The sequence below is a fragment of the Pseudomonas sp. C9-3 genome, from assembly GCF_032392015.1.
GTDB lineage: Bacteria > Pseudomonadota > Gammaproteobacteria > Pseudomonadales > Pseudomonadaceae > Pseudomonas > Pseudomonas nitroreducens.
Genome location: NZ_CP135919.1, coordinates 5,125,896 through 5,148,423, shown reverse-complemented (window position 1 = coordinate 5,148,423; position 22,528 = coordinate 5,125,896). Strand labels below are relative to the sequence as shown.

Below are 22,528 nucleotides of genomic sequence, written 5' to 3'. Positions count from 1 at the left end.
AACGCCTTGCGACGCTGACCCACTTGCGGCATGCCACTTGCAGCTTGTAGCCTCCCGGCCCATGACCGCATTCCTCTATATCCACGGATTCAACAGTTCGCCCGGCTCGCAGAAGGCGCGCCAGTTCACGGCCGCCATGGAGCGCCTGGGCGTGGCCGAGCAACTGCGCGTGCCCGCGTTGCACCATCATCCGCGCAAGGCCATGGCGCAGCTGGAATCCGCCGTTGCCGACCTGGGCCAGCCAGTACTGATCGGCAGCTCCCTGGGCGGCTACTACGCCACGTATCTGGCCGAACGCCATGATCTGAAGGCCGTGTTGATCAACCCGGCCGTGGCCCCGCACCGGCTGTTCGACGGCCAGCTCGGCCCGCAGACCAACTACTACAGCGGCGAGACCTGGGAACTGACCCTGGACCACGTCGCCGCCCTGGCGGAACTGGAAGTCCCCACGCCCACCGACGGCTCGCGCTATCAGGTGTGGCTGCAGACCGCCGACGAAACCCTCGATTACCGCGCCGCCGAGCGCTACTACCGGGCCGCTGCCTTGCGCATCGAGTCCGGCGGCGATCACAGCTTCCAGCGCTTCGTCAGCCATCTGCCGGCGCTGCTGGCCTTCGCCGGCGTGCCGTCCAGCCAGTGGCGCGACATCGACTTCTCCGCCTTTGAAGCCATCACATCTTCGACTGATTAAGCAGGAACCCCATGGCCCAGCAGAACGCCTATAACGCAGACGCCATCGAGGTTCTCTCCGGCCTCGATCCGGTGCGCAAGCGCCCGGGCATGTACACCGACACCTCGCGCCCGAACCACCTGGCCCAGGAAGTCATCGACAACAGCGTCGACGAAGCCCTCGCCGGCCATGCCAAGAGCGTGCAGGTGATCCTCCACGAGGACAACTCGCTGGAGGTAATCGACGACGGCCGCGGCATGCCGGTGGACATCCACCCCGAAGAGGGCGTGCCCGGCGTCGAACTGATCCTCACCAAGCTGCACGCCGGCGGCAAGTTCTCCAACAAGAACTACCAGTTCTCCGGCGGTCTGCACGGCGTGGGCATCTCGGTGGTGAACGCGCTGTCGACGCTGGTCGAGGTGCGCGTCAAGCGCGACGGCAACGAATACCGCATGACCTTCGCTGACGGTTTCAAGTCCAGCGACCTGGAAGTCGTCGGTACCGTCGGCAAGCGCAATACCGGCACCAGCGTGCACTTCTGGCCGGACGCCAAGTACTTCGACTCGCACAAGTTCTCCGTCAGTCGCCTGAAACACGTGCTCAAGGCCAAGGCCGTGCTTTGCCCCGGCCTGCTGGTCAGCTTCGAGGACAAGGCCAGCGGCGAGCGCATCGAGTGGCACTACGAGGATGGCCTGCGTTCCTACCTGGTCGACTCGGTCTCCGAGAACCTGCGCCTGCCCGACGAGCCGTTCTGCGGGTCGCTGGCCGGCAACAAGGAAGCAGTGGACTGGGCCCTGCTGTGGCTGCCCGAGGGTGGCGAATCGCTGCAGGAAAGCTACGTCAACCTGATCCCCACTGCCCAGGGCGGCACCCACGTCAACGGCCTGCGCCAGGGCCTGCTGGACGCGATGCGCGAGTTCTGCGAATTCCGCAACCTGCTGCCGCGCGGCGTCAAGCTGGCGCCGGAAGATGTCTGGGAGCGCATCGCCTTCGTCCTCTCGATGAAGATGCAGGAGCCGCAGTTCTCCGGCCAGACCAAGGAGCGCCTGTCTTCCCGCGAGGCTGCCGCGTTCGTTTCCGGCGTGGTCAAGGACGCCTTCAGCCTGTGGCTCAACGCCCACCCCGAACTGGGCCTGCAATTGGCGGAGCTGGCCATCAGCAACGCCGGCCGCCGCCTTAAGGCGGGCAAGAAGGTCGAGCGCAAGAAGATCACCCAGGGCCCGGCGCTGCCCGGCAAGCTGGCCGACTGCGCAGGGCAGGACCCGATGCGCGCCGAGCTGTTCCTGGTGGAAGGTGACTCCGCCGGTGGCTCGGCCAAGCAGGCGCGGGACAAGGAGTTCCAGGCGATCATGCCGCTGCGCGGGAAGATCCTGAACACCTGGGAAGTGGACGGCGGCGAAGTGCTCGCCAGCCAGGAAGTCCACGACATCGCCGTGGCCATCGGCGTCGATCCGGGCGCGGCCGACCTCACCCAACTGCGCTACGGCAAAATCTGCATCCTCGCCGACGCCGACTCCGACGGCCTGCACATCGCCACCCTGCTGTGCGCGCTGTTCGTCCGCCACTTCCGCCCGCTGGTGGAAGCCGGCCACGTCTACGTCGCCATGCCGCCACTGTTCCGTATCGACCTGGGCAAGGAAGTCTTCTACGCCCTGGACGAAGCCGAGCGCGACGGCATCCTCGACCGCCTGGCCGCCGAAAAGCGCCGTGGCAAGCCGCAGGTCACCCGATTCAAGGGCCTGGGCGAGATGAACCCGCCGCAGCTGCGCGAAACCACGATGGACCCCAACACACGCCGCTTGGTCCAGCTGACCCTGGAAGACGCCGAAGGCACCCTGGAAATCATGGACATGCTGCTGGCCAAGAAGCGCGCCGGCGACCGCAAGTCCTGGCTGGAAACCAAAGGCAACCTGGCGGACTTCGCCTGATGCGCTGGCTGCTGGCCTGCTCCTGCCTGTTGACGAGCCTGTTCGTCGGCACCGCGGGCGCTGCCCAGGCGCCCGAACAGGCGCCGAAGGCGGGCGCGCCGCTGGCCGCGCCCGTGGCTCCTGCGTCGCTGCAGTTCGTCGCCGAGCATCCGGTGGAGGGCATGCCCAGCGGCAACCTTTCCGGCCTCGCACTGTGCGGCAACGAGATGTGGACGGTGTCCGACCGCGACGACGACCGTATCTATCGACTGCTGATCGACGAAGCGCCGGGCAAGGCCTGGCAGGCCACTGCAGAACCCTTCGTGGTGCCGGGCACCCCGGAAAGCGGGCTGTCCTGGGGCACCCGTGCGCGGGTTGCCGTCGGTGGGCTGTTGCGGGGTGGGGCCATGGACTTCGAAGGCATCAGCTGCGACCAGGCAGGCAACCGCTATGTGGTCAGCGAAGGCTACGCGGCCGTCCTGCTGCTTCCCGCCGCCGGCGAGCCGAGCTGGCTTCCGCTGCCGCAGAGCCTGCTGCGCCAGGCGCGCGCCAGCGGCCTGCTGATGGAGTTCAACGCGCTTTACGAAGGCATCGCCGTCAGCGCCGATGGCAAGCAGCTGTGGCTGGCCGCCGAGCGCCAGCGCCGTGGCCTGCTCAAGGTGCGCAACGAGAACGGCACCTGGAAGTGCGAAGGCAACTGCGTGATGCTCAGCGAGGGCGGTACGGCAATGCCGCCACCGGAACTGGGCAGCGAGCGCGCGCTGCCGATCGATTTCTCCGATATCGCGTTGTTCAAGGACAAGCTGTTCACCCTGGAGCGCCTGGCGCACCAGATCTGCCGCCGTGACGCCAAGACCGGCGCGCAGGAGTTGTGCTGGTCCTTCGCCGCCGGTGCACTGGCCCCGGAGCGCCGCTACGATCTGCCTTATGGCGTGGCCGAAGCGTTGATCCTCGACGAGCAGGGCGCCTGGATCGGCCTGGACAACGGCGAACATGCCCGCGCCGACGGCGATGGCCGCCCCTACGTGCTGCGCTTCGCGGCGCCGGCCGGCGGCTGGCTTGGTGGCAAATGAACGACGCAGTACCGGGCAAGCGGGTCGGCAAGGTCATGATGTTCCTCGCCTGGGGCGCGGGCATCCTGCTCGCCACCCACTATTTCGGCGCTTGGGAAACCCGTCAGCACAATCCCAATCCCCAACCGCAGTCGACTCGCGCCAATGGCGCCGTGGAAGTGCGGCTGGTGGGCAACCGCGCCGGCCACTATGTGGCCGACGGCCGGATCAATGGCGAGGCGGTGACCTTCATGCTCGACACCGGCGCTACCCAGGTAGCCCTGCCGCAGCGCCTGGCCGACCGGCTCGGCCTGCCGCGCGGGTTGCCGATCACCCTGGACACCGCCAACGGCCGCAGCCAGGGCTGGCGCACGCGCCTGCCCAGCCTGCAGCTCGGCGACATCCGCCTCACCGATGTGCCGGCGCTGATCGCGCCGGGCATGGAAGGCGACGAGGTGCTGCTCGGCATGAGCGCACTCAGACAACTGGATTTCACCCAGCAGGACGGCACCCTGGTGCTGCGCCAGCGATCTACACCGTGAGGCACGCATGAGCGAAACCCTCGATCTGAGTCTGGAGGGCGTGGAGCGCCGGTCACTGGCCGACTTCACCGAACAGGCTTACCTGAACTATTCCATGTACGTGATCATGGACCGCGCCCTGCCGCACATCGGCGACGGCCTCAAGCCGGTACAGCGGCGCATCGTCTATGCCATGAGCGAACTGGGCCTGGACGCGGACTCCAAGCACAAGAAGTCGGCGCGTACCGTCGGCGACGTGCTGGGCAAGTACCATCCCCATGGCGACTCGGCGTGCTACGAAGCCATGGTGCTGATGGCCCAGCCGTTCTCCTACCGCTACCCGCTGGTGGATGGCCAGGGTAACTGGGGTGCGCCGGACGACCCCAAGTCCTTCGCTGCCATGCGTTACACCGAGGCCCGCCTGTCGCGCTACGCCGAGACCCTGCTCTCCGAGCTGGGCCAGGGCACCGTGGACTGGGTGCCGAACTTCGATGGCACGCTGGACGAGCCGGCCGTGCTGCCGGCGCGCCTGCCCAACCTGCTGCTCAACGGCACCACGGGTATTGCCGTGGGCATGGCTACCGACATCCCGCCGCACAACCTGCGTGAAGTGGCGGCTGCCTGCGTGCACCTGCTGGATAACCCGGGTTCGACGGTCGCCGACCTGATCGATTTCGTGCCGGGCCCGGATTTCCCCACCGAGGCGGAAATCATCACCCCGCGTGCCGACCTGCAGAAGATCTACGAAACCGGCCGCGGCTCGGTGCGCATGCGCGCCGTCTACCGCGTCGAGGACGGCGACATCGTGGTCACCGCGCTGCCGCACCAGGTCTCCGGGGCCAAGGTGCTGGAACAGATCGCCGGGCAGATGCAGGCCAAGAAGCTGCCGATGGTCGCCGACCTGCGCGACGAGTCGGACCACGAGAACCCGACCCGCATCGTCATCATCCCGCGCTCCAACCGCGTGGACGCCGAAGAGCTGATGACCCACCTGTTCGCCACCACCGACCTGGAAAGCTCGTACCGGGTGAACATGAACGTCATCGGCCTGGACGGCAAACCCCAGGTCAAGGACCTGCGCCAGGTGCTCAGCGAGTGGCTGACCTACCGCACCGACACCGTGCGTCGCCGCCTGCAGTTCCGCCTGGACAAGGTCGAGAGGCGCCTGCACCTGTTGGAAGGCTTGCTGGTCGCCTTCCTCAACCTCGACGAAGTCATTCACATCATCCGCACCGAGGACCAGCCCAAGCCGGTCCTGATGCAGCGTTTCGAGCTCTCCGAGCTGCAGGCCGATTACATCCTCGACACCCGCCTGCGTCAGCTGGCGCGCCTGGAAGAGATGAAGATCCGCGGTGAGCAGGACGAACTGGCCAAGGAGCGCGCCAAGCTGCTGGCGATCCTGGGTTCCAATGCCAAGCTGCGCAAGCTGGTGCGCGACGAGCTGGTCGCCGACGCCGAGACCTACGGCGATGACCGCCGTTCGCCCATCGTCGCCCGCGCCGAGGCCCGTGCCCTGTCGGAAACCGAGCTGATGCCGACCGAGCCGGTGACCGTGGTGCTGTCCGAGAAGGGCTGGGTGCGTTGCGCCAAGGGCCACGATATCGACGCTACCGGCCTGTCCTACAAGGCCGGCGACGGCTTCAAGGCCGCTGCGCCGGGCCGTTCGAACCAGTATGCGGTGTTCATCGACTCCACCGGCCGCAGCTATTCGCTGGCCGCCCACGGCCTGCCATCGGCCCGCGGCCAGGGTGAGCCGTTGACCGGCCGCCTGACGCCGCCGCCGGGCGCGTCCTTCGAGCGCGTGCTGCTGCCGGAGGATAATGCCCTGTACGTGCTGGCCTCCGACGCCGGCTACGGCTTCGTCGCCAAGGGCGAAGACATGCAGGCCAAGAACAAGGCCGGCAAGGCGCTGCTCAGCCTGCCCAATGGCGCGCAGGTCATGGCGCCGCGGCCGGTCAGCGACCTGGAGCAGGACTGGATCGCCGCTGTCACCACCGAAGGCCGTCTGCTGCTGTTCAAGGTTTCCGACCTGCCGCAGCTGGCCAAGGGCAAGGGCAACAAGATCATCAGCGTGCCGGGCGACCGCGTGGCGAGCCGCGAGGAGTATCTCACCGACCTCGCCGTGCTTCCGACGGGCGCAACCCTGGTGCTGCAGGCGGGCAAGCGTACGCTTTCGCTCAAGGGTGACGATCTGGAGCACTACAAGGGCGAAAGGGGCCGTCGTGGCAACAAACTGCCGCGCGGTTTCCAGCGAGTGGACGCCTTGCTGGTAGAATCGCTGTCTCAGGATTGAAACGCGGTTCGATACATTCTGCCTCTGGAGCTGAGGCGCCGGTTGAGGGATGATACGTCCCTTTGGCTACTGGCGCCTCGGCGCGTTGCCTGAAGCCATAGTGAAATTTGTTGGAAGTAGCGCCGATTTTCGGCGAATGACGGTGAACCAGATGAGCGCTTGGCGCGTCTTGGCCTTATTTTCCCTCGTCAGCCTCCTTGGGCTGACGGGCTGTACAGTGAATCGACCGACCCAGTTGTACCAACTGGACGCGGGCGCGGTTCCTGTCCCGACCCGCGACAACGGCGTCGCTGTTCTGCTCGGCCCGGTGTCCCTGGCCGATTACCTGAAGCGCGAGACCATGGTCCAGCGCCAGGCCGACGGTATTCTCAACCTGTCGACCGAAGCCCGCTGGGCCGGCAGCCTGGAAACCAACGTCAGCCAGCAGCTGATGCGTCTGCTGTCGGGCGAGCTGGACAGCACCCGCCTGGCCCTGTTCCCGGAGAAGCCCGGCTTCACTCCGCAGGTGCAGGTCATGCTGACCATCAGTCGCCTGGATTCCGGCCCGAAGGAGCCGGCGGTGCTGGAGGCGCGCTGGCGCCTGCTCGACCAGAAGGGTGAGCTGCGCGACAGCCGCGTGTTCCGCGAGGAAGAGGCGCACTCGGGCAGCGTGCAGGACCAGGTCCGAGCCCAGGGTGACCTGCTGCGCAAGCTGTCCGCACAACTGGCTCGCGACGTGCGCCCGGTTGCCGCGGCAGTCGCTGAACAGCAGGCCGCGCCGCCGCGCAAGCCCCAGGTGGCCAACACCGAGCAGGCGGCCAAGCCCAAGGAAGAGGGGCCGAAGATCCCGCTGGTGGTGCCGATCCGCACTGACGTCGAGGTCTACCGCTTCTAAGCCGGCACGTCTCGGCGCGAAATCCCACGGCCCGCAGAGCTTGGCTTTGCGGGCCGTTTTGCTTCTGCCGTGGCCGGTTTTGACATCTTCTTGACGGCCCCTGTGGTATCTACGGGCGCTTGTGCAGGCTATTGGCGCCCGGACGTTTCCGCGCGGAGCTTGCGAGAGACTCAAGCGTGTCGTCATTCCTTCCTACCTCCGGTATTCAGGCGGATTCCGCCCTGAGTCGTCAGACGCTTTGCGTCATGCTGGCGGCTTTGGTGCTGTTCCTGCTCGGTGTGCACGGTGACGCCTTCGTTGGCTTCGATTCGCGCTTCGTGCTGTTCGCCCGCGAAATGCTGCGCCACGGACCCAGTTGGTTCCCGACCACCTACGGCGCGCCCTATCCGGACTATCCGGCTACCTCCACCTTCCTGACCTACCTGCTCTCGCTGCCGCTGGGGCGGGTCAACGAGCTCACCGCCTGGCTGCCCACCGCGGTGGCGGCGGCCATTTGCGCCGGGGTGGTGTATCGCCTGGTGGCTCCGTTCTCGCGCTCCTGGGCGCTGGTCAGCCTGGCGATGCTGTTGCTGACGGCCACCTTCGTCAGCGAGACCCGGGCTGTGTCCCTCGACTTGATGGTCGCTGCCGTAGGGCTGCTGGCCTTCTACCTGGCCTTCCACGCCGAGCGCCACCGCGTGCCGGGCCTGCTGTTGCGCCTGCTGCCGCTGCTCTTCATCGGGTTTGCCCTGCGCGGCCCGCTGGGGCTGGTGGTGCCGGCCGGCATGGTGTGCAGCCAGTTGCTGCTGGACCGGCGCTGGAAGCCCCTGGTTGCCTTCTCGGCGAGCGCGCTGGTGCTGCTGATTCTCTGCGTGCTCGGGCTGATTGCCCTGGCGCGCGCCACGGGCGGAGACGCGTTTGTCCAGGATGTCCTGCGGATGCAGGTGATCGGTCGTCTGGACGGCTCCGCCGGCTCCAGCGATGCCCTGTATTACTTCCGCAGTTCGCTGGGCAATTACGCCCTGGCGTTCCCGCTGGCGTTGCCGGCGTTGGCGCTGCTCTGGCAACGGCGCCGTGAGCCGGCGTTCCGCCTCGTGGCGGGTTGTGCCCTGGCGGCGCTGGTCGTCATGGTCGGCCTGTCCGTGCCGCAGGCCAAGAAGGCCCGCTACATCGTTGCCCTTGCGCCCTTGGCAGCCATTGTCGCCGGGTATCCCTTCATGGTCGCCGGCAGCCGTCTGGCGCAGGTGCTGCGTGGCGTACTGCGCGTGCTGTGGCTCGCCTTGCCGGCCATGCTGCTAGCCGGTTTGTGGCTGGCCTGGAAACGCTACCCGCAGGAACTTGCCGCACTGGGCTGGCGCCTGCCGGCCTGCATCGTGGTGCTTGCCGCGCTGCTGGTGCAGGGCGCATTGCGCTGGCGGCGGCCGGCTGTACTGGCCCTGGGTGCGGCGCTGGCGCTGTGGGCAAGCTACATCCTGGTCTTCGAGCCGGTGGAGCATCGCCTGTACGACAGCCAGGCGTTTTCCCGCGAGCTGGTCCTGCAGCTAGATGCGCAGCCCGCGCCACTGGCGCTCTATGGCATGGCGCCTGACGCGCGGGCGATCAAGTTGATGGTCAATCTCGACCGTGACCTGCAGCCGCTGTTCCTTAATCGTCCGGAGCAGGTGGCTGCCCAGCGCGGCCCGCTGTACCTGATGATCCAGGCGCGCGATGCCGAGCGTGTCGCCGCCTCCCTGCCCATGGCCCCGGAGCAGTTGTTCGAGGGCCGTTTCGACAATGACACCTATCGCCTGCTGCGCCTCCCCGGAGTGGGCTCCAATCCGTGATGAAAGCACTGACATCCCTTCTTGCCTGCTGCCTGCTGCTGGTCGGCTGCGACGATTCCGATACCCAGGATGTGGTGGAGAAGGATCAGGCGTTTTTCCGCCAGCATCCGCTGCCACCGCTGGAGATCGCTTCCGGCGGCGGCAGCTTCGTGTTGCCGCTGCTGCCGGACACCCAGTTCTACGCGGAGAACAACCACCGCAAGCGTCACCTGTTCCGCAGCGAGCAGCGCTTCCCTGACCTGCCTTACCAGCCGGCGCTGGCTTTCTTCGCCCAGACCTACTGGCTGGCCAAATACGCGGAGATGTTGCAGGTCCCGCTGGTGGTACACCTGGGCGACGTGGTGGAAAACGCCGGCGTCGTCACCCAGTGGCAGACGGCCAGCGGCGCCATGCGCACGCTGGAGGAGCGCGGCGTGCCCTACAGCATCGCCACGGGCGAGCGCGACGTGCATGAGGAAGCCAGTAGCGATGACCGTCGCTCGTTTCTTGACCGCTTCGCTGACCACTTCGGGCCTCAGCGCGCGGCCTGGCAGAGTACCTATGTCGGAAGCGATCCCAAGGGGCTGAGCCAGGTTCACCTGTTCCAGCGCTATGGCCAGTCGTTCCTGCTGCTGGCGCTGGACTGGAACCCTTCCGAGGCCACCCTGGTGTGGGCGCAGAGCGTTATCGACGAGCACCCGCACGTGCCGGTGATCCTGGCGTCGCACAGCATCCTGCGCCGGACTGCCGGTGGCGATGCCGAGCTGTCCCACGAGGACAACGCCAGTGGCGCGCTGCTGTGGGAGCGGCTGATCCGTCATAACGACCAGATATTCCTCACCCTCAATGCCCATTCCGATGGGGCAGTCCACAAGCGCCTGCTCAATGATCAGGGGCACAGTGTCGACATGGTCATGGTCGACTACCAGCACCAATACCTGGGAGGCAACGGCCTGCTGCAATTGCTGGAGCTGGACCTGCGGCGCAACCACCTCGGCGGGCTGGCGCTGTCGCCTTGGGTGTTGTGGAAGCGCCAGTTCTACCCGCAGGCCTACACGCCCTGTGAAACACCCCAGGCACTGCGTGATTGCGATCAACTGATGCCAGCCAATGCTCCTGGCTGGGAAAACCGCTTCCAGGTTGAGCTGGACTACGCCGCGCGCTTCGCCAGCTTCCAGGGCTACAGCGCGAGCCTTCCGCTACAGGGCGCGCAGGCGTCGCTGCTGGAGCAGCTGCAGACTCAGCTTTCTGGCCGCTGAAGTACGCGGCGCGTTCCAATGCCCGCCAGCGCCACGCCCAGGCAAGGCAGCCAGACCCAGCGCGCCTCGGAGAGCAGCACCGCCAGGCCGCGCGGGCTGAGGAAGCGCGACAGGCCGATGGGCGAGACTTCGATCGGGTGCACGGGCAGGAAGTAGCGCTGATCGCTCCAGGGCCAGAACCAGGCTACACCCAGCCCACCGTCGGTCATCGCATCCAGCACACTATGGGAGGCGGTCGCCAGGCCGATCCACAGGCCGGCTTTCAGCGGGCCGCTTCCCAGCAGCCGGCTGCAAAGGGCACCCAGCACACCGAGGCACGCGGCGAACAGCAGTGAATGGCTGAAGCCTCGATGGCCGAAGGCGTCGTGGTAGGCAATGCCCAGCTTGAAGGCCAGCACATCGAGGTCGGGCAGGCACGCGGCGATCATGCCGGCCAGCAGCAGGCGCGGCCCGATGACGCGCGAGCCGAGCGCGAGGCCCACGGCGAGCACGGGCAGGGGATGGGTGATCAGGGTGGTCATGGAATCCTTTCCACGTGGGGCCGGGCGGCCCCCTCTCTTTCTATTGGGGGTCAGGTGGTGCGCAGGGCGCGCATGCGCGAGAGCTGGCGCTCCAGCATGGACGGGTAGGGCTCTTTCAGCCATTCCACGCAGCAGGCGTTCTCCGGGCTGGCGATGGGGCGGATGCGTGCCCGCTCGCGGACCTTCTCGTCGTCGCCGATGGATTTCTCCACCAGCAGCAGATTGCGGCTGTGCTGGCTGAGGGCCAGGGCATCCTGGGCAGAGGCATCCTGCAGCAGGTCGGCCTGTTCGAGGTCCGCAACGTCTTCGCCCAGCACCAGGCCCAGTTGCAGCTGCAGGGTGATGCCGCTGTCGGCCACCTCGATCTGCAGGGCATGGCCCAGGGCGCGCATCAGCTCGCCGCAGCACAGTGCGTTGGTGAGGAATTCCTCGTCCTGGTCGCGGCTGTGGAAAAGGATCAGGCTGCCGCCGTCGCTGAGGGTGTAGAGCGTACCCTTGTACAGGCGCGCGGCTTGCTCCAGGCAGTCGCGGTAGCGTTCCAGCAGGTCGACCAGGCGTGCGCGCGGCAGGCGGCGCAGCTGTTCCTGGGCGCCCAGTTGCACGGCCAGTACAGCGCTGGTACCGGCGGAAATCGGCTCCGGCTCGGCTTCAGGTTCTTCTTCCTCGACGCCGATTTCGTCTTCGGCCTCCTCTTCCGCCACGGTCTCGAACTCTTCCTCGGGGAAGTCGTCGTCAGCATCGGCCTTGCGGCGCGCGGCGGGGGCGAGCAGCTCGTCGTCGGAGAAAATGTTTTCGTCGAACTCGTGTTCGTCTGCGGGGCCCGTTGCTTCCAGCGACGGCTCTTTGGCGGCGGGCTTGCCGGCCTTGGCGGGCGCTTTCGGGCGCGGCGCGGGAGCGCTGGCCACCGGTTCGGGAGCTGGCGGCTTCTCGGGCACCAGGCGCGCTTGCAACTGGCGGGCAAGGTCGCCGATCTCGTTCTGCAGGCCGGCGCCTGGAGCGGGGTCGTCCGGGTCACGCAGCCAGACACGAAGCTGTAACAACGGTGTGGAAATCTGCCGCCCCAGACGCAGGCCGAAGGTCAGGGTGAGCAGCAGCAGGATCAGGCTGATCAGCCCCATGCTCTGCAGGCTGACGGTCATCGGTTGCTCGAACTGGTGCATGTCGAGGCTGATGCGCAGGTGGCCGGCGATCACTTCCTGGAAGGTGATCGGCGTGGAGTACAGGCCCTCGGCATCGCCCAGCAGGCCCTGCTTGGGCCGCGTGCCGGACTCGGCGAGGATGCGGTTGTCCACGCTGTAGATGGCTGCGTGGGCCACCAGCGGGTTCTTGGATAGGTTGTTGAGCAGCACGTTGAGGCTGAGGATGTCGTTGGACACCAGCAACTCGGTGGCCGACTGCGCGGTCTGCGTGGTCAGGCTCTGGCCGAGGGCGTCGGCCTGCTGCTGCATGGCCTGCTTGAACTGCATGCCCATCACCCAGGCGTAGATCACCAGGGCAGCGGCCACCAGCAACAGGCTGTGGATGGCGATGCGCAGGGCGATCGGCACGCGGCGCTGGCGCAGGGCGTGGAAGAGCAGCAGGAAGAAATTGTCGGGCTTGACGGAGGTGGGCCGGGTCACAGTGGGCTCGGTCTTCTCTAGGGCAGATGCGGGGCAGTATAACGAGGCCCTACCGGGGGGCAAAGCGCCGCAGGGCCCGTCAAGTCGAACCGGGCCGGAATGACCCGGGCAACTCGCCGTTAATCCGATCGACGGCGCCGCTCCCGAACGGGCGAGCGGAGCATCCGCAGACGGTGAAAGCAGGTAGAATGTCTGCCTTTTTTCCATGGCGGAGACAGCGCCTTGCGCGAGATCGTCCTGATCAACATCACCGGGGAAGACCGCCCCGGCCTCACCGCAGCCATCACCGGCGTCCTGGCGCAGGGTGGCGTGAACATCCTCGATATCGGCCAGGCGGTGATCCACGACACGCTGTCCTTCGGCATCCTCGTGGAAATCCCGGACAACGAGCGCGCTTCGTCAGTGCTCAAGGATGTGCTGTTCACGGCCTATGAGCTGGACCAGCAGGTGCGCTTCACACCGGTCTCCGAGGACGATTACCGGCAGTGGGTCGGTGGCCAGGGCAAGCCGCGCCACATTGTCACGCTGCTGACTCGCCGGGTAACCGCCGAACAGTTGCAGCGGGTCAGCTCGATCACTGCCAAGTACGGCCTGAATATCGACCAGATCGATCGCCTGTCCGGACGTATGCCGCTGGACATGCCGGCCGACCAGGGCAAGGGCTGCATCGAGTTCTCCGTGCGCGGCGAGCCCGCCGATCCGGCAGCCCTGCGCGCCGAGTTTCTCAGCGTGGCCCAGGAGCTGAATGTCGACATCGCCTTCCAGCAGGACTCGGTGTTCCGCCGCAACCGTCGCCTGGCGGTGTTCGACATGGACTCGACGCTGATCGAGGCCGAGGTCATCGACGAGCTGGCCAAGGCGGCCGGCGTGGGCGAGCAGGTTTCCGAGATCACCGAGCGTGCCATGCGCGGCGAGCTGGACTTCCGCGCCAGCTTCAAGGAGCGCCTGGCGCTGCTGCAGGGGCTCTCCGAGGATGTGCTGGAAGAGATCGGCGCTTCGCTGCGCCTGACCGAAGGTGCCGAAACCCTGTTCGCCGAGCTCAAGCGCCTGGGCTACAAGACGGCCATCCTCTCCGGCGGCTTCAGCTATTTCGCCAAGCAGCTGCAGGCCAAGCTGGGCATCGACTATGTGTTCGCCAACGAACTGCAGATCGTCGACGGCAAGCTGACCGGCGTGGCCATCGAGCCCATCGTCGATGCCCAGCGCAAGGCCGACCTGCTGCGCGAACTGGCGGCGAAGGAAGGCCTGCAGCTGGAACAGACGATTGCTGTGGGCGATGGCGCCAACGACCTGCCGATGCTCGGCCTGGCCGGCCTGGGCGTGGCCTTCCGCGCCAAGCCGCTGGTCAAGCAGTCGGCCAAGCAGGCGATCTCCACTCTGGGGCTGGACGGCATCCTCTACCTGCTCGGCTTCCGTGATCGCGAAGGTGTGGACGGACTCTGATTCGCCGCAGAATGAAAAAGCCGCCTCGATGGGCGGCTTTTTTATGGGCTTCCGGCTGCTTTTTGTAGGAGCGAGCTTGCTCGCTCCCACAGGTTCCGTTCCGGGTTATTCGTCCGAGGCGAAGTCGTAGTCCATCGCCTGGCTCGGGCCCTGCAGGTAGCGGCCCTGGATGTAGTTGGCGCCGGCCTGCCACAGGGTGGCCAGCGCGGTGGCGCTTTCTACCATGGGTACGATGGTCAGTTTGGCCTGGGCGTGCAGGCTGGCCATCAGGGTCTTGAGGTTTTCCTGGTTCTCCGCCGTGTTCAGGTCCTGCACATAGGAGCCGTCGACTTTCACAAAGTCGACGTTCATGTGCTTGAGCGTGTTGAACGGGTTGAGTGCGCAACCGAACTGGCACAGCGCGACCTGGCAATGCAGTTCCGCCAGACCCTGGCTGAGCATCTTGGCCTGGCGCAGGTAGGCAATGGCGTCCGGCTCGCTGATCTGGACGATCAGCGCATCGGCTGGCAGGCGCGAGGCCTTCAGCGCCACGCTGAGCCACGGCAGCAGTTCCGGGTCCTGCAGGCTGGGGCCGGAGAGGTGCACGAAGAGCTTGGTCTCGTGACCCTTGGCGCGGTGCTCGGAAAGCAGCTTGATGGAGTTGAGCAGCACCCAGCGGTCGATTTTCTCGGCCAGGCCGCTGGCCTTGGCGGCGTTGAGGAAATCTGCCGGCGGTACTTCCTCGCCTTGCGGGTTGAGCAGGCGCAGCAGTACTTCGTAGTGCTCGTGGGTGTCGCCACGCAGGCTGATGATCGGCTGGAACAGCAGGCGGAAGCTGTTCTGCTCCAGCGCCTGGCGGATGATCGCGACGATGTCGCCACGGTAGGCGGCAGCGGCGAGTTCATCGGCCGGGTTGTAGATCTTCAGGCCGTTACCGTCCTTCTGCGCGACATCGTCGGCGCCGCGGTGGGCGCGCTCGATGACTTCCTGCGCGCGAGTGGTCTTCTCGTCCAGCCCGGCGGTGCCGATGGACAGGGTGACCTGTGCGGTGCGGCCATGGATGTCGAACAGGTGGCCTTCGACCTTCTTCAGCAGCGCATTGAAGCGCGGTGCCGATTGTTCCGGGGTTTCGCCCTGCAGCAGCACGGCGAACACGTCGTCGCCCAGGCGGGCCAGTTGTGCCTGTTCCGGGAACTGCCCGCGCAGCAGGTTGCCCAGGTCCGCCAGCAGCAGGTCGATGCTGGCGACGCCGAGGTCGAGCTGCAGGGTCTGGGCGCGATCGAGCAGCATGTAGGCGAAGGTCGCCGGCTGGCCGGCGGTCACCGCGCGTTCCACGGCGCTGTCCATCAGGTCGAGGAAGTGCGCGCGGTTGAACAGGCCGGTGACCAGGTCCTGGCTGCTGACTTCGCGCAGTTTTTCCTCGAGTTGGGCGTTGTCCGACTCGGCGCGGATTACCACCTGGATGCACGGTTCGCCGTCATAGGTGGCCGGCGAGAAGGTCATGCGCGCGGCGAAGGCCTGGCCATCGCTGCGGATGCCGCTGCAGGCCAGGTCGGCGTTGTCCTCGGTGCTTTCCTTGGTGAGATGGTAACCCTTGAGGAAGTCCTTGAAGTTGGCCTGGTCGCAGCCGGCGATCAGGTCGATCATCGGCATGCCTTCCAGCTCTTCGGCATCCTCGTAGCCGAACAGGCCGACGTAGGCCCGGTTGGCGTAGATGTGCATGCCGTCGTGGACGTAGGTGATGGCGTCCACCGAGCTGTCCAGCAGCAACTGGCAACGTTTCTCTGCTTCACGCAGCGCGACTTCGGCAGAGCGGCGGGCGCGGCGCTCCTCGAGGTTGGCCAACTCGCGGTTGGCGACCAGGATCAGCCGCTCGTCCTCGCCTTGCGGCAGGGCGTCCTGTGCGCCGAGGGCCAGGGCCTCGGTGACGGCGTCGGAGTCGTTGCCGCTGACCAACTGGATAAAGGGAATGTCCTTGGCCTGGCGGCGGATGGCGCCCAGCGCTTCGCTCGGGTCCAGTGCCTCGGCTTCGGGGGCGGCGATCAGCAGGTCCCAGCCCTGGGGCAGGATGTCCGTCAGATCTTCGCTGGAGGTGATGCGGTGGACGCGGGTCGCACGACCGGCGTTGCGGAACAGGCTGACCAGGCGCTCGGCTTCATTCTGCGAGTCTTCCAGGATCAGCAGGCGGATGGTTTTCTTTTCATTGGCCATGAGGAAGGCTGCTTATACCGCGCTGGACGGCAGCAAATTGGCGACGAATGGGAATTCTCCGGAATCTACAGAGACTTCCATAGTGAGTCAAAGTCTTCCTCCCCGCCAGCACCACGAGCATTCGGCGCTGTGATGGGTTTATCGCTCGGCGTGCTGGCCGCATCCTGGGCCTGGTATTCGAACTGGGTGAAGCTGGCGGTGGCGGTGACCTTGCGGGTCAGCGTGGCACGGCGCTCGTCGCCCTGCAGGTTGAGCTGCACGCGATTGCCTTCCTGGAACGGCAGGCGCGGGGTGATCACGGTGGCCGGGCGGGAGATGGCGGCGATTTCCGGCAGCAGCAGCGCCCGCAGGTACTGGCTGCCCTGTTCGGTCTTGCGCAGCAGTTGCAGGCCGCAGGGCTGGGCGAGCGGGGCGATCAGCTCGATGCCCATCTGCGTGCCGCCGCCACGGACCTGGCGGATCCAGCGCACCACGGCGACGCTCCAGCTGTGTTCCGGAGTGTCCTGGATGCCGAGCAACTCGCCGGCCTGCAACTGGCTGGGGATTTCCTTCGGCCAGGTCAGGCAGTAGCCGCCGGGGCTGTGGTTGACGATGTTCAGGGTGAAAATCGGGTAGTCGTCGCGCGGAGCCTCGGGTGCTGCGCCAACGCCGGTGTCTTCGGCAGTGCGCGGTGCGCTGTACTCGATCTCCTCCAGCGGCATGCCGGGTTGCCAATCATTGACCTTCTGCGCGTCGAAGGCGCCGGACCAGGCGTCCTTCACGTCGGCCTTGAAGGTTGGCAGCTGTTCCTGAATCTGGATTTTCAGCAGGTCGTTGAAGCTTTTGCGGCCGGCGAGGAAATAGTGCAGGGCGCTCATGCCGATGCACAGGGTCAACTGGCCCTGGCCGGGCGTGCGGTGGAAGGTGCGCTCGGCGATATCGCCCCAGGCGGCGGCAAGGTGCTGTAGCAGGTCGATGCTGACGCCCTCGGGGACTTTCAGACGCGCCTTGCTGCGATCCTCAGCGGGCAGCAGCAGGTATTCGCGGATTGCGTCCACCAGCGGCTGTGGGTCGATGCCCAGGGCGCCAGTGAGGTCAGCATCCTTGAACAGGGTGCGGTAGCGCGGCGGACCGTCCACCTGCGGCACCACCACGAACAGGGTGGAGGGCGCATCGGCGGCCTGCACTTTTACCTGCGCAGCCCAGCCCTCGAGGGCCTCGGCGACACGGGCGATGTTGTTCTGGCGCATCTGGTTGCAACGCGCGGAGCCGAGCATCAGCGCCGTCACGTAGGCGTGCTCGATGGACAGCCCCTGGGACTGGCGGGCCAGCGCATCGCGTACCGGTGTGTGCTGCAAGCCGTGCTGGCGAGCGAGCTGGTAGAGCTGGTGGAGTTCCAGCCAGAGGTTTTCCGGCACTGGGCAGTACAGCTGGGAGGCACGAACCAGCGGGCCGCAGAGGCTGCGGATGGCGCGCTGGGTGGCGGCGGTCATCACCTGGGCACGTTCGCGGGTGAAGCGCGAGGCTTCGCGCACGACGATCAGCTTGTAGCCGATGGCCAGGTGGTTCTGCAGCGCCTGGCAGAGATTGGCGACCTTGCGCGGGCGCTCGTCCAGGACGATGGATTGGTTGAGGAAGTGCCGCTCCAGGTTATGGCAGACGAAGTGGACTTCCGGGCGGAACAGTTCCAGCAATTGCAGGCGCGTCTCGACCGGCAGCTTGAGCTGGTTGAGTTCGATCAGCCCCTGGTAGAGCTGGCGAGCCGTCTCGCCGAGGTTGGCCTTGGGCAGGTGATCCAGCCAGTTTTTCAGCTCGCGCGCGTTGGCGTTGCAGAAGCTCAGGCTCTCGTGCGTTGGTGTGGGGACACGTAGAAACTGCTGGGGACTGTTGTCCATGGTGAGAGTCGATTCTCCACAATCCGGCTCGTTGTACGAACCAGTTGTTCAAAACTGTCGGCTTTTTCCGAACTCTAGCAGCATCCGTCGCCCGCCGCAGCCCATCGCCCGGATGGTGCGCGGACAGGTCACGGCCGAGGGCTTTGCCCCTTGATCTGACGTTGCAGGGCGTCCTTCGCCGAGTCCTGCGCCGTGCTGCGCACCCAGCCGTCGCCCTGTGCCGTCACCGGGTGGGCGGCCCAGTCGAGCAGGTCCTGGCGGCGGCAGACGCCGGTATTGCCCTTGCCGGCGCCGGCGACCACCTTGTAGACCAGCTGCTCCTGGCGGCCGCGCTTGTCCGGATGGTCGTCGATCACCTGGCGCACGGCCCAGGCGTCGCCGCTCAGGGCATTGCTGTAGCTGGCCCCTAGCAGGATGTCGCCGGGCGTCAGGCGCTGCGCCTGGGCATGTTCCTGGGCCAGTTGGAGAATCTTCAGCAGGTCGTCGAACTGCACGTCGATGTACGAATCCATCTTGCGCAGCGCGTGGTAGAGGTCCTCGGGCGCCGGGCCCGCAGGCAGCTTCGGTGTGGCCGGCAGACGTGCCAGCGGTGCGGGATAGCGGCGCCAGGCGAACAGGCCGTTGAAGGCCACCGCGACGGCCAGGATCAGCACCACGTTGAGCAGCACCGGGCTGAGCACGTAGTGGAAGCCCAGGGCCGTGATGGCCGGGCCGCCGGATACCGCCGCCAGTGCCGTAGCGCCGCCCGGAGGATGGATGCAGCGGGCGTAGTGCATGACCAGGATCGCCGCGCCCACCGCAAGGGCGGGGGTGAAGGCCTGGCCGGGGAAGAGTTTCTGGCAGATCACCCCGACGCAGGCCGAGAGGACCTGGCCGCCGAGAACAGCCCAGGGCTGCGATAGCACGCCATGGGGTACGGCGAACAGCAGCACGGCGCTGGCGCCCATGGAGGCGACGACCCAGATGGCTGCTTCGCTGGGCAGGACCCAGTGGGTGACGGCGTAGATGGCGGCGATGCCGCACAGCGCTCCCATTGCGGAGAGCCACTTTTCAAGATGGCTGGTGGCGTTGGCACGCCAGCCCATCAGGTGCAGGAAGCGTTTCATGGCAGGGAACTAGCACGATGAGGCGAAAAGCAGTGGCGGACGGCTCGTTGGCCGCCCGCCTTATGGACAGCGGGCCTTAGCCCTGGCGGGCGCCACCCAGGCGCTCGCCCATGCGCACGGCGCTGGTGGCGGCGAGGTTTTCCGCCCAGTTCACCTGCTCGGGGCCGAACAGCACGATGGCGGTCGAGCCCAGCTTGAAGCGGCCCAACTCGGCGCCTTTCTCCAGGTGGATCGGCGCACGGGAAGCTTCGTCGTAGGAGAACGATTTCAGCTCACGCTTGGGCGGCGTGACCAGGCCGGCCCAGACGGTCTCGATGGAGGCGACGATCATTGCGCCCACCAGCACCACGGCCATTGGCCCGCGCTCGGTGTCGAAGATGCACACCACGCGCTCGTTGCGAGCGAACAGCTCCGGCACCTGCTCGGCAGTCAGCTGGTTCACCGAGAACAGCCGGCCCGGCACGTAGACCATCTCGCGCAGGGTGCCGGCCAGGGGCATGTGCACGCGGTGGTAGTCCTTGGGCGACAGGTAGACGGTGGCGAACTCGCCGCCCATGAAGGGCGCGGCGCGCTCGGCGTCGCCGCCCAGCAGTTCCATCAGGCTGTAGCTGTGGCCCTTGGCCTGGAACACGCGGCCGTGCTCGATCGGGCCGAGCTGGCTGATGGCGCCGTCGGCGGGGCAGAGCACCGCGCCTGCGCTTTCATCCAGCGGGCGGGCGCCGTCTTTCAGGGCGCGGGTGAAGAAGGCGTTGAAGTGCTCGTAGGCGCGCAGGTCCTCGACCTGGGCTTCGCGCATGTCCACCTGGTAGCGACGGGCGAACCAGGGAATCAGGCGGTCCTTGAACCAGGGCGCGCGGCACTCGGCGGCGCAGCCGATCAGGCGCGACAGCAGGTGATGCGGCAGCAGGTACTGGCTGAGGATAAACAGACGATCTTTGAACGACATTCCTTAAACCTCTACGGGGGTGTCGGGATGGTTGCCCCATTCCGACCAGGAACCGGCATAACCCTTGACCCGCGGATAGCCGAGGGCCTTGGCCACCAGGTAGGTGAAGCCGGAGCGGTGGTGAGTCTGGCAGTGGGTGATCACTTCCTTGTCCTTGGTGATGCCCAGGTCCTCGAGGATCTGCGGCATATCGGTACGGATGCGCAGGGCGCGGGCCGGGTCCATGCCGGCGGTCCATTCGAAATTGACCGCGCCTGGCACGTGGCCAGCCTTGGCGGCGAGGACTTTCTGGCCACTGTACTCGCTGGGGTTGCGGGCGTCCCAGACGGCCAGGTCGGCGGCGCCCAGGCGGCTCTGCAGGTACTCGCGGGTGGCGGTCGGCTCATCGTGCAGGGTCAGCGGCAGCGGGCCGCCGGCCGGCGCAGGGACGTCCTGGCTCAGCGGCAGGTCGTCGGCGAGCCAGGCGTGCAGGCCGCCGTCGACGTAGTGGTAGTTGCCGTGGCCGATCACATCCAGCAGCCAGATGAAGCGACCGGCCCAGCCGCCGCCTTCGTCGTCATAGACCACATAGACGGCATCGGGGTTGTGGCCCAGTTCGCCGAACAGCGCTTCCAGGTCGGCCTTGGCCGGCAGCAGGCCCGGTGCCGGGCCGCCCAGCTGGGTGCGCGCAGGGGCGACGAAGCGGGCGCCGGGGATGTGGCCCTGGGCGTAGCGCGCGGCGCTGGTCAGGTCGACCAGGATCAGTTGCGGAGCATCGAGACGGCTGGCGAGGTCAGCCGGTTCGATCACCAGGGGCAGGGCGGAGAAGGCGGACATGGCGGAGACTCCCGGCGAAAAGGGTGGGGGAGGCAACGTGAGCGCGTGCCCTGGGCTACCCCGTGAGGGCGGTTAGTTTAAAGGGCAGAAGGCGGGGAGCAAACCTTTCCCGGATCACGAGCCCCGCGCCATCTGCTTCACCGCGTGCTCGATGCACTGCACGGTGCGGCCGAAGGCCTGCGCGTGCAGGTCTGCCAGCGGCTGCCCGAGGCGGTCGCAGACGACCAGCATGACTACCCGCGCGCCGTTGCCCAGCGAGCGCAGCAGCAGATGCTCGCTGGGGAGCAGCGCCTTCAGCGAGCCGGGAATCAGCGCGGAGAACTCGGCCATGTTGGTCGGGCTCAGGCGCAGTTGACCGGGTTGTTGCAGGAGTTTGCGCAGCACCGGGCTGGCGGCGACTTCCAGCTTGAAGTCGCCGATCTCGCCGTCCAGGCCGAAGTGCCGGCGCGCCTGCAACCAGCTGCCGCCCTTGTCGGCCAGCAGGATCATCCCGCGTTGCAGCCCGCAGGCCTGCAAGGCAGCCGTGGCGCAGTCGAGCAGTTGCACGGCGTTGCCGAACGGGCTGGGCGTCTGCATCAGGCGGGTGCAGTGCTGGCGCCATTCGGCGAGGGTGTCCGGCGCCTTGGCCGGCTCCTCGGCCTTCGGCCCGTTGAGCCAGCGGCGCGCATCCCAGGGCCAGAGCAACGCCTGCGCCGGGTGCCAGAGCAGCGGGCGGGCGTGGCGGCGGGCGCTCTGCGCGGCGAGGCCGTGGACGGTCTGCTGCAATTCTTCCAGCGGCATCTGCAGATAGAGGCTGGTCAGGCGCTGCCAGCGCAGCATGTGCACGCCGCCCCAGGACTGGTGTGCGGCCATGGCGATGCTGTTGGCCAGGAGGATGGTGTTGGCCGGGCGGGTCAGCCAGCGTTGCAGTTCCGGATCGGCGTCCAGGCGCTGCTGTTGGCCCAGCGGCTCGTGTTCGGTGTGGGCGACGTGCAGGGCGCGCACCAGCAGGCGCTTGTCGTCGCTGAGCAGGGCGTAGCCCTGGCCGACCCAGTCCGGCAGCCGCCAACTGTCGGCCAGCACGCGGCACAAGGGCAGCAGGGGAGTGCCGAGCAACTCCTCTTCGACTTCGCTGCTGCAGCGGCCCAGGCCGTAGACCTGGCGCTGCCAGCTCTCCATCAGCTCCGGTTTCGCGGTGGCCAGCGCCCACAGCGGCGCAAGGGTGAACAGGCTGCCCCAGTGGATTTCCTGCCAGAGCCGCGCCAGGCGGTTGGCGAACAGGCCGCTGGCCTGCTGCATGGCATGGCGGCTGATCAGCAGCAGTTGGCTCAGGGCGCGTGGCATCTGCGCCTCGGGCATCGCGGGCAGGCTGTCGAGCAATTGAGTGACGCGGGACAAGCCCAGGCGGTTGAGGGCGACCTCCAGGCTTTCCGCCGGATTGTCCCGGGCGCTCTGTGCGCGGTTGGCTTCGCGCAGGATGGCAAAGGCCAGGGTCGGCGCGTCCTGCAGCAGTTCGGCGATATCGCGGATCGAGCGGCGGCTGTCGTTCAGCGCCCGGCGAATGTCATCGCGCTGTTCCAGCGGAACTGGCAAAGGCAGGTCTTCCAGCTGGGTTAGCCAGGCCTTGAGACGCTCTGGATGAAGCAATTGCTTAGACATGCGTGAGGCGCCGAACTG

The 22,528-nt window shown here is 66.9% G+C and carries 17 protein-coding genes; 9 read left to right on the top strand and 8 right to left on the bottom strand.

The genetic code is table 11. The features are described from left to right. Positions 1–61 precede the first annotated feature (61 nt). The 8 genes from RS899_RS23670 to RS899_RS23635 all read left to right on the top strand — a co-directional run bounded on the left by RS899_RS23670 (position 62) and on the right by RS899_RS23635 (position 10,357). Positions 62–691 (top strand): YqiA/YcfP family alpha/beta fold hydrolase, encoded by a 630-nt coding sequence (locus RS899_RS23670; RefSeq protein ID WP_315808208.1) that lies wholly within the window; start codon positions 62–64, stop codon positions 689–691. 11 nt (positions 692–702) lie between these two features. Then, entirely contained in the window at positions 703–2,598 is a 1,896-nt protein-coding gene (parE, locus tag RS899_RS23665; protein ID WP_054906338.1) for a DNA topoisomerase IV subunit B, read from the top strand. Continuing rightward, positions 2,598–3,650 carry an esterase-like activity of phytase family protein gene (locus RS899_RS23660; protein ID WP_315808207.1) on the top strand — a complete coding sequence of 351 codons (1,053 nt, stop codon included), beginning with the start codon at positions 2,598–2,600 and terminating at the stop codon, positions 3,648–3,650. The genes parE and RS899_RS23660 overlap by 1 nt, the downstream gene beginning before the upstream one ends. Then, positions 3,647–4,171: a retropepsin-like aspartic protease family protein gene (locus tag RS899_RS23655; protein WP_233297363.1), complete on the top strand. Its 525-nt coding sequence runs from the start codon at positions 3,647–3,649 to the stop codon at positions 4,169–4,171. The genes RS899_RS23660 and RS899_RS23655 overlap by 4 nt, the downstream gene beginning before the upstream one ends. A gap of 7 nt (positions 4,172–4,178) precedes the next feature. Next, positions 4,179–6,443 (top strand): DNA topoisomerase IV subunit A, encoded by a 2,265-nt coding sequence (gene parC, locus RS899_RS23650; RefSeq protein WP_054906341.1) that lies wholly within the window; start codon positions 4,179–4,181, stop codon positions 6,441–6,443. Positions 6,444–6,594: 151 nt separating this feature from the next. Continuing rightward, complete coding sequence (locus RS899_RS23645) at positions 6,595–7,317, top strand: PqiC family protein (RefSeq protein ID WP_169942531.1); 723 nt, start codon at positions 6,595–6,597, stop codon at positions 7,315–7,317. Positions 7,318–7,562: 245 nt separating this feature from the next. Further along, complete coding sequence (locus RS899_RS23640; RefSeq protein ID WP_409978094.1) at positions 7,563–9,119, top strand: ArnT family glycosyltransferase; 1,557 nt, start codon at positions 7,563–7,565, stop codon at positions 9,117–9,119. After that, on the top strand, positions 9,119–10,357 hold the full coding sequence (locus RS899_RS23635) for a calcineurin (RefSeq protein WP_315808205.1): 1,239 nt from the start codon (positions 9,119–9,121) through the stop codon (positions 10,355–10,357). The genes RS899_RS23640 and RS899_RS23635 overlap by 1 nt, the downstream gene beginning before the upstream one ends. Here the strand turns inward: RS899_RS23635 and RS899_RS23630 are convergent. Both RS899_RS23630 and RS899_RS23625 read right to left on the bottom strand, forming a co-directional pair. Continuing rightward, on the bottom strand, positions 10,339–10,878 hold the full coding sequence (locus RS899_RS23630; RefSeq protein WP_315808204.1) for a metal-dependent hydrolase: 540 nt from the start codon (positions 10,876–10,878) through the stop codon (positions 10,339–10,341). The two genes, RS899_RS23635 and RS899_RS23630, sit on opposite strands and share 19 nt — an antisense overlap. Before the next feature lie 50 nt (positions 10,879–10,928). Then, positions 10,929–12,497: an AhpA/YtjB family protein gene (locus RS899_RS23625; protein ID WP_315808203.1), complete on the bottom strand. Its 1,569-nt coding sequence runs from the start codon at positions 12,495–12,497 to the stop codon at positions 10,929–10,931. Between the two features lie 222 nt (positions 12,498–12,719). On the opposite strand from RS899_RS23625, the gene serB reads away from it, so the two are divergent. Beyond that, positions 12,720–13,940, top strand: coding sequence for a phosphoserine phosphatase SerB (serB, locus tag RS899_RS23620; protein WP_024764311.1), 1,221 nt, complete (start codon positions 12,720–12,722; stop codon positions 13,938–13,940). Positions 13,941–14,045: 105 nt separating this feature from the next. Here serB and RS899_RS23615 read toward each other — a convergent pair whose 3' ends face one another. The 6 genes from RS899_RS23615 to RS899_RS23590 all read right to left on the bottom strand — a co-directional run bounded on the left by RS899_RS23615 (position 14,046) and on the right by RS899_RS23590 (position 22,510). Next, positions 14,046–16,130, bottom strand: a complete 2,085-nt coding sequence (locus RS899_RS23615; RefSeq protein WP_315808202.1) for an EAL domain-containing response regulator — start codon at positions 16,128–16,130, stop codon at positions 14,046–14,048. A 65-nt stretch (positions 16,131–16,195) separates the two neighbouring features. Further along, the gene (locus RS899_RS23610; RefSeq protein WP_054906347.1) at positions 16,196–18,004 is read right to left on the bottom strand and encodes a hypothetical protein; all 1,809 of its coding nucleotides are present in this window, start codon (positions 18,002–18,004) and stop codon (positions 16,196–16,198) included. 128 nt (positions 18,005–18,132) lie between these two features. Further along, positions 18,133–19,110 carry an HPP family protein gene (locus RS899_RS23605; RefSeq protein ID WP_315808201.1) on the bottom strand — a complete coding sequence of 326 codons (978 nt, stop codon included), beginning with the start codon at positions 19,108–19,110 and terminating at the stop codon, positions 18,133–18,135. Between the two features lie 76 nt (positions 19,111–19,186). Next, entirely contained in the window at positions 19,187–20,056 is an 870-nt protein-coding gene (gene asd, locus RS899_RS23600; RefSeq protein ID WP_233297355.1) for an archaetidylserine decarboxylase, read from the bottom strand. A gap of 3 nt (positions 20,057–20,059) precedes the next feature. Continuing rightward, positions 20,060–20,872: a thiosulfate sulfurtransferase gene (rhdA, locus tag RS899_RS23595; protein WP_315808200.1), complete on the bottom strand. Its 813-nt coding sequence runs from the start codon at positions 20,870–20,872 to the stop codon at positions 20,060–20,062. Positions 20,873–20,986: 114 nt separating this feature from the next. After that, a complete protein-coding gene (locus RS899_RS23590) occupies positions 20,987–22,510 on the bottom strand; it encodes an HDOD domain-containing protein (RefSeq protein WP_315808199.1) in 1,524 nt (507 codons plus the stop codon). Between the last annotated feature and the right edge of the window lie 18 nt (positions 22,511–22,528).

Excerpts from the sequence above, each read along its gene's own strand:
- RS899_RS23670 (WP_315808208.1), top strand. The coding sequence starts at position 62 with ATGACCGCATTCCTCTATATCCACGGATTCAACAGTTCGCCCGGCTCG.
- parE (WP_054906338.1), top strand. The coding sequence starts at position 703 with ATGGCCCAGCAGAACGCCTATAACGCAGACGCCATCGAGGTTCTCTCC.
- RS899_RS23660 (WP_315808207.1), top strand. The coding sequence starts at position 2,598 with ATGCGCTGGCTGCTGGCCTGCTCCTGCCTGTTGACGAGCCTGTTCGTC.
- RS899_RS23655 (WP_233297363.1), top strand. The coding sequence starts at position 3,647 with ATGAACGACGCAGTACCGGGCAAGCGGGTCGGCAAGGTCATGATGTTC.
- parC (WP_054906341.1), top strand. The coding sequence starts at position 4,179 with ATGAGCGAAACCCTCGATCTGAGTCTGGAGGGCGTGGAGCGCCGGTCA.
- RS899_RS23645 (WP_169942531.1), top strand. The coding sequence starts at position 6,595 with ATGAGCGCTTGGCGCGTCTTGGCCTTATTTTCCCTCGTCAGCCTCCTT.
- RS899_RS23640 (WP_409978094.1), top strand. The coding sequence starts at position 7,563 with ATGCTGGCGGCTTTGGTGCTGTTCCTGCTCGGTGTGCACGGTGACGCC.
- RS899_RS23635 (WP_315808205.1), top strand. The coding sequence starts at position 9,119 with ATGAAAGCACTGACATCCCTTCTTGCCTGCTGCCTGCTGCTGGTCGGC.
- RS899_RS23630 (WP_315808204.1), bottom strand. The coding sequence starts at position 10,878 with ATGACCACCCTGATCACCCATCCCCTGCCCGTGCTCGCCGTGGGCCTC.
- RS899_RS23615 (WP_315808202.1), bottom strand. The coding sequence starts at position 16,130 with ATGGCCAATGAAAAGAAAACCATCCGCCTGCTGATCCTGGAAGACTCG.
- RS899_RS23610 (WP_054906347.1), bottom strand. The coding sequence starts at position 18,004 with ATGGACAACAGTCCCCAGCAGTTTCTACGTGTCCCCACACCAACGCAC.
- RS899_RS23605 (WP_315808201.1), bottom strand. The coding sequence starts at position 19,110 with ATGAAACGCTTCCTGCACCTGATGGGCTGGCGTGCCAACGCCACCAGC.
- asd (WP_233297355.1), bottom strand. The coding sequence starts at position 20,056 with ATGTCGTTCAAAGATCGTCTGTTTATCCTCAGCCAGTACCTGCTGCCG.
- rhdA (WP_315808200.1), bottom strand. The coding sequence starts at position 20,872 with ATGTCCGCCTTCTCCGCCCTGCCCCTGGTGATCGAACCGGCTGACCTC.
- RS899_RS23590 (WP_315808199.1), bottom strand. The coding sequence starts at position 22,510 with ATGTCTAAGCAATTGCTTCATCCAGAGCGTCTCAAGGCCTGGCTAACC.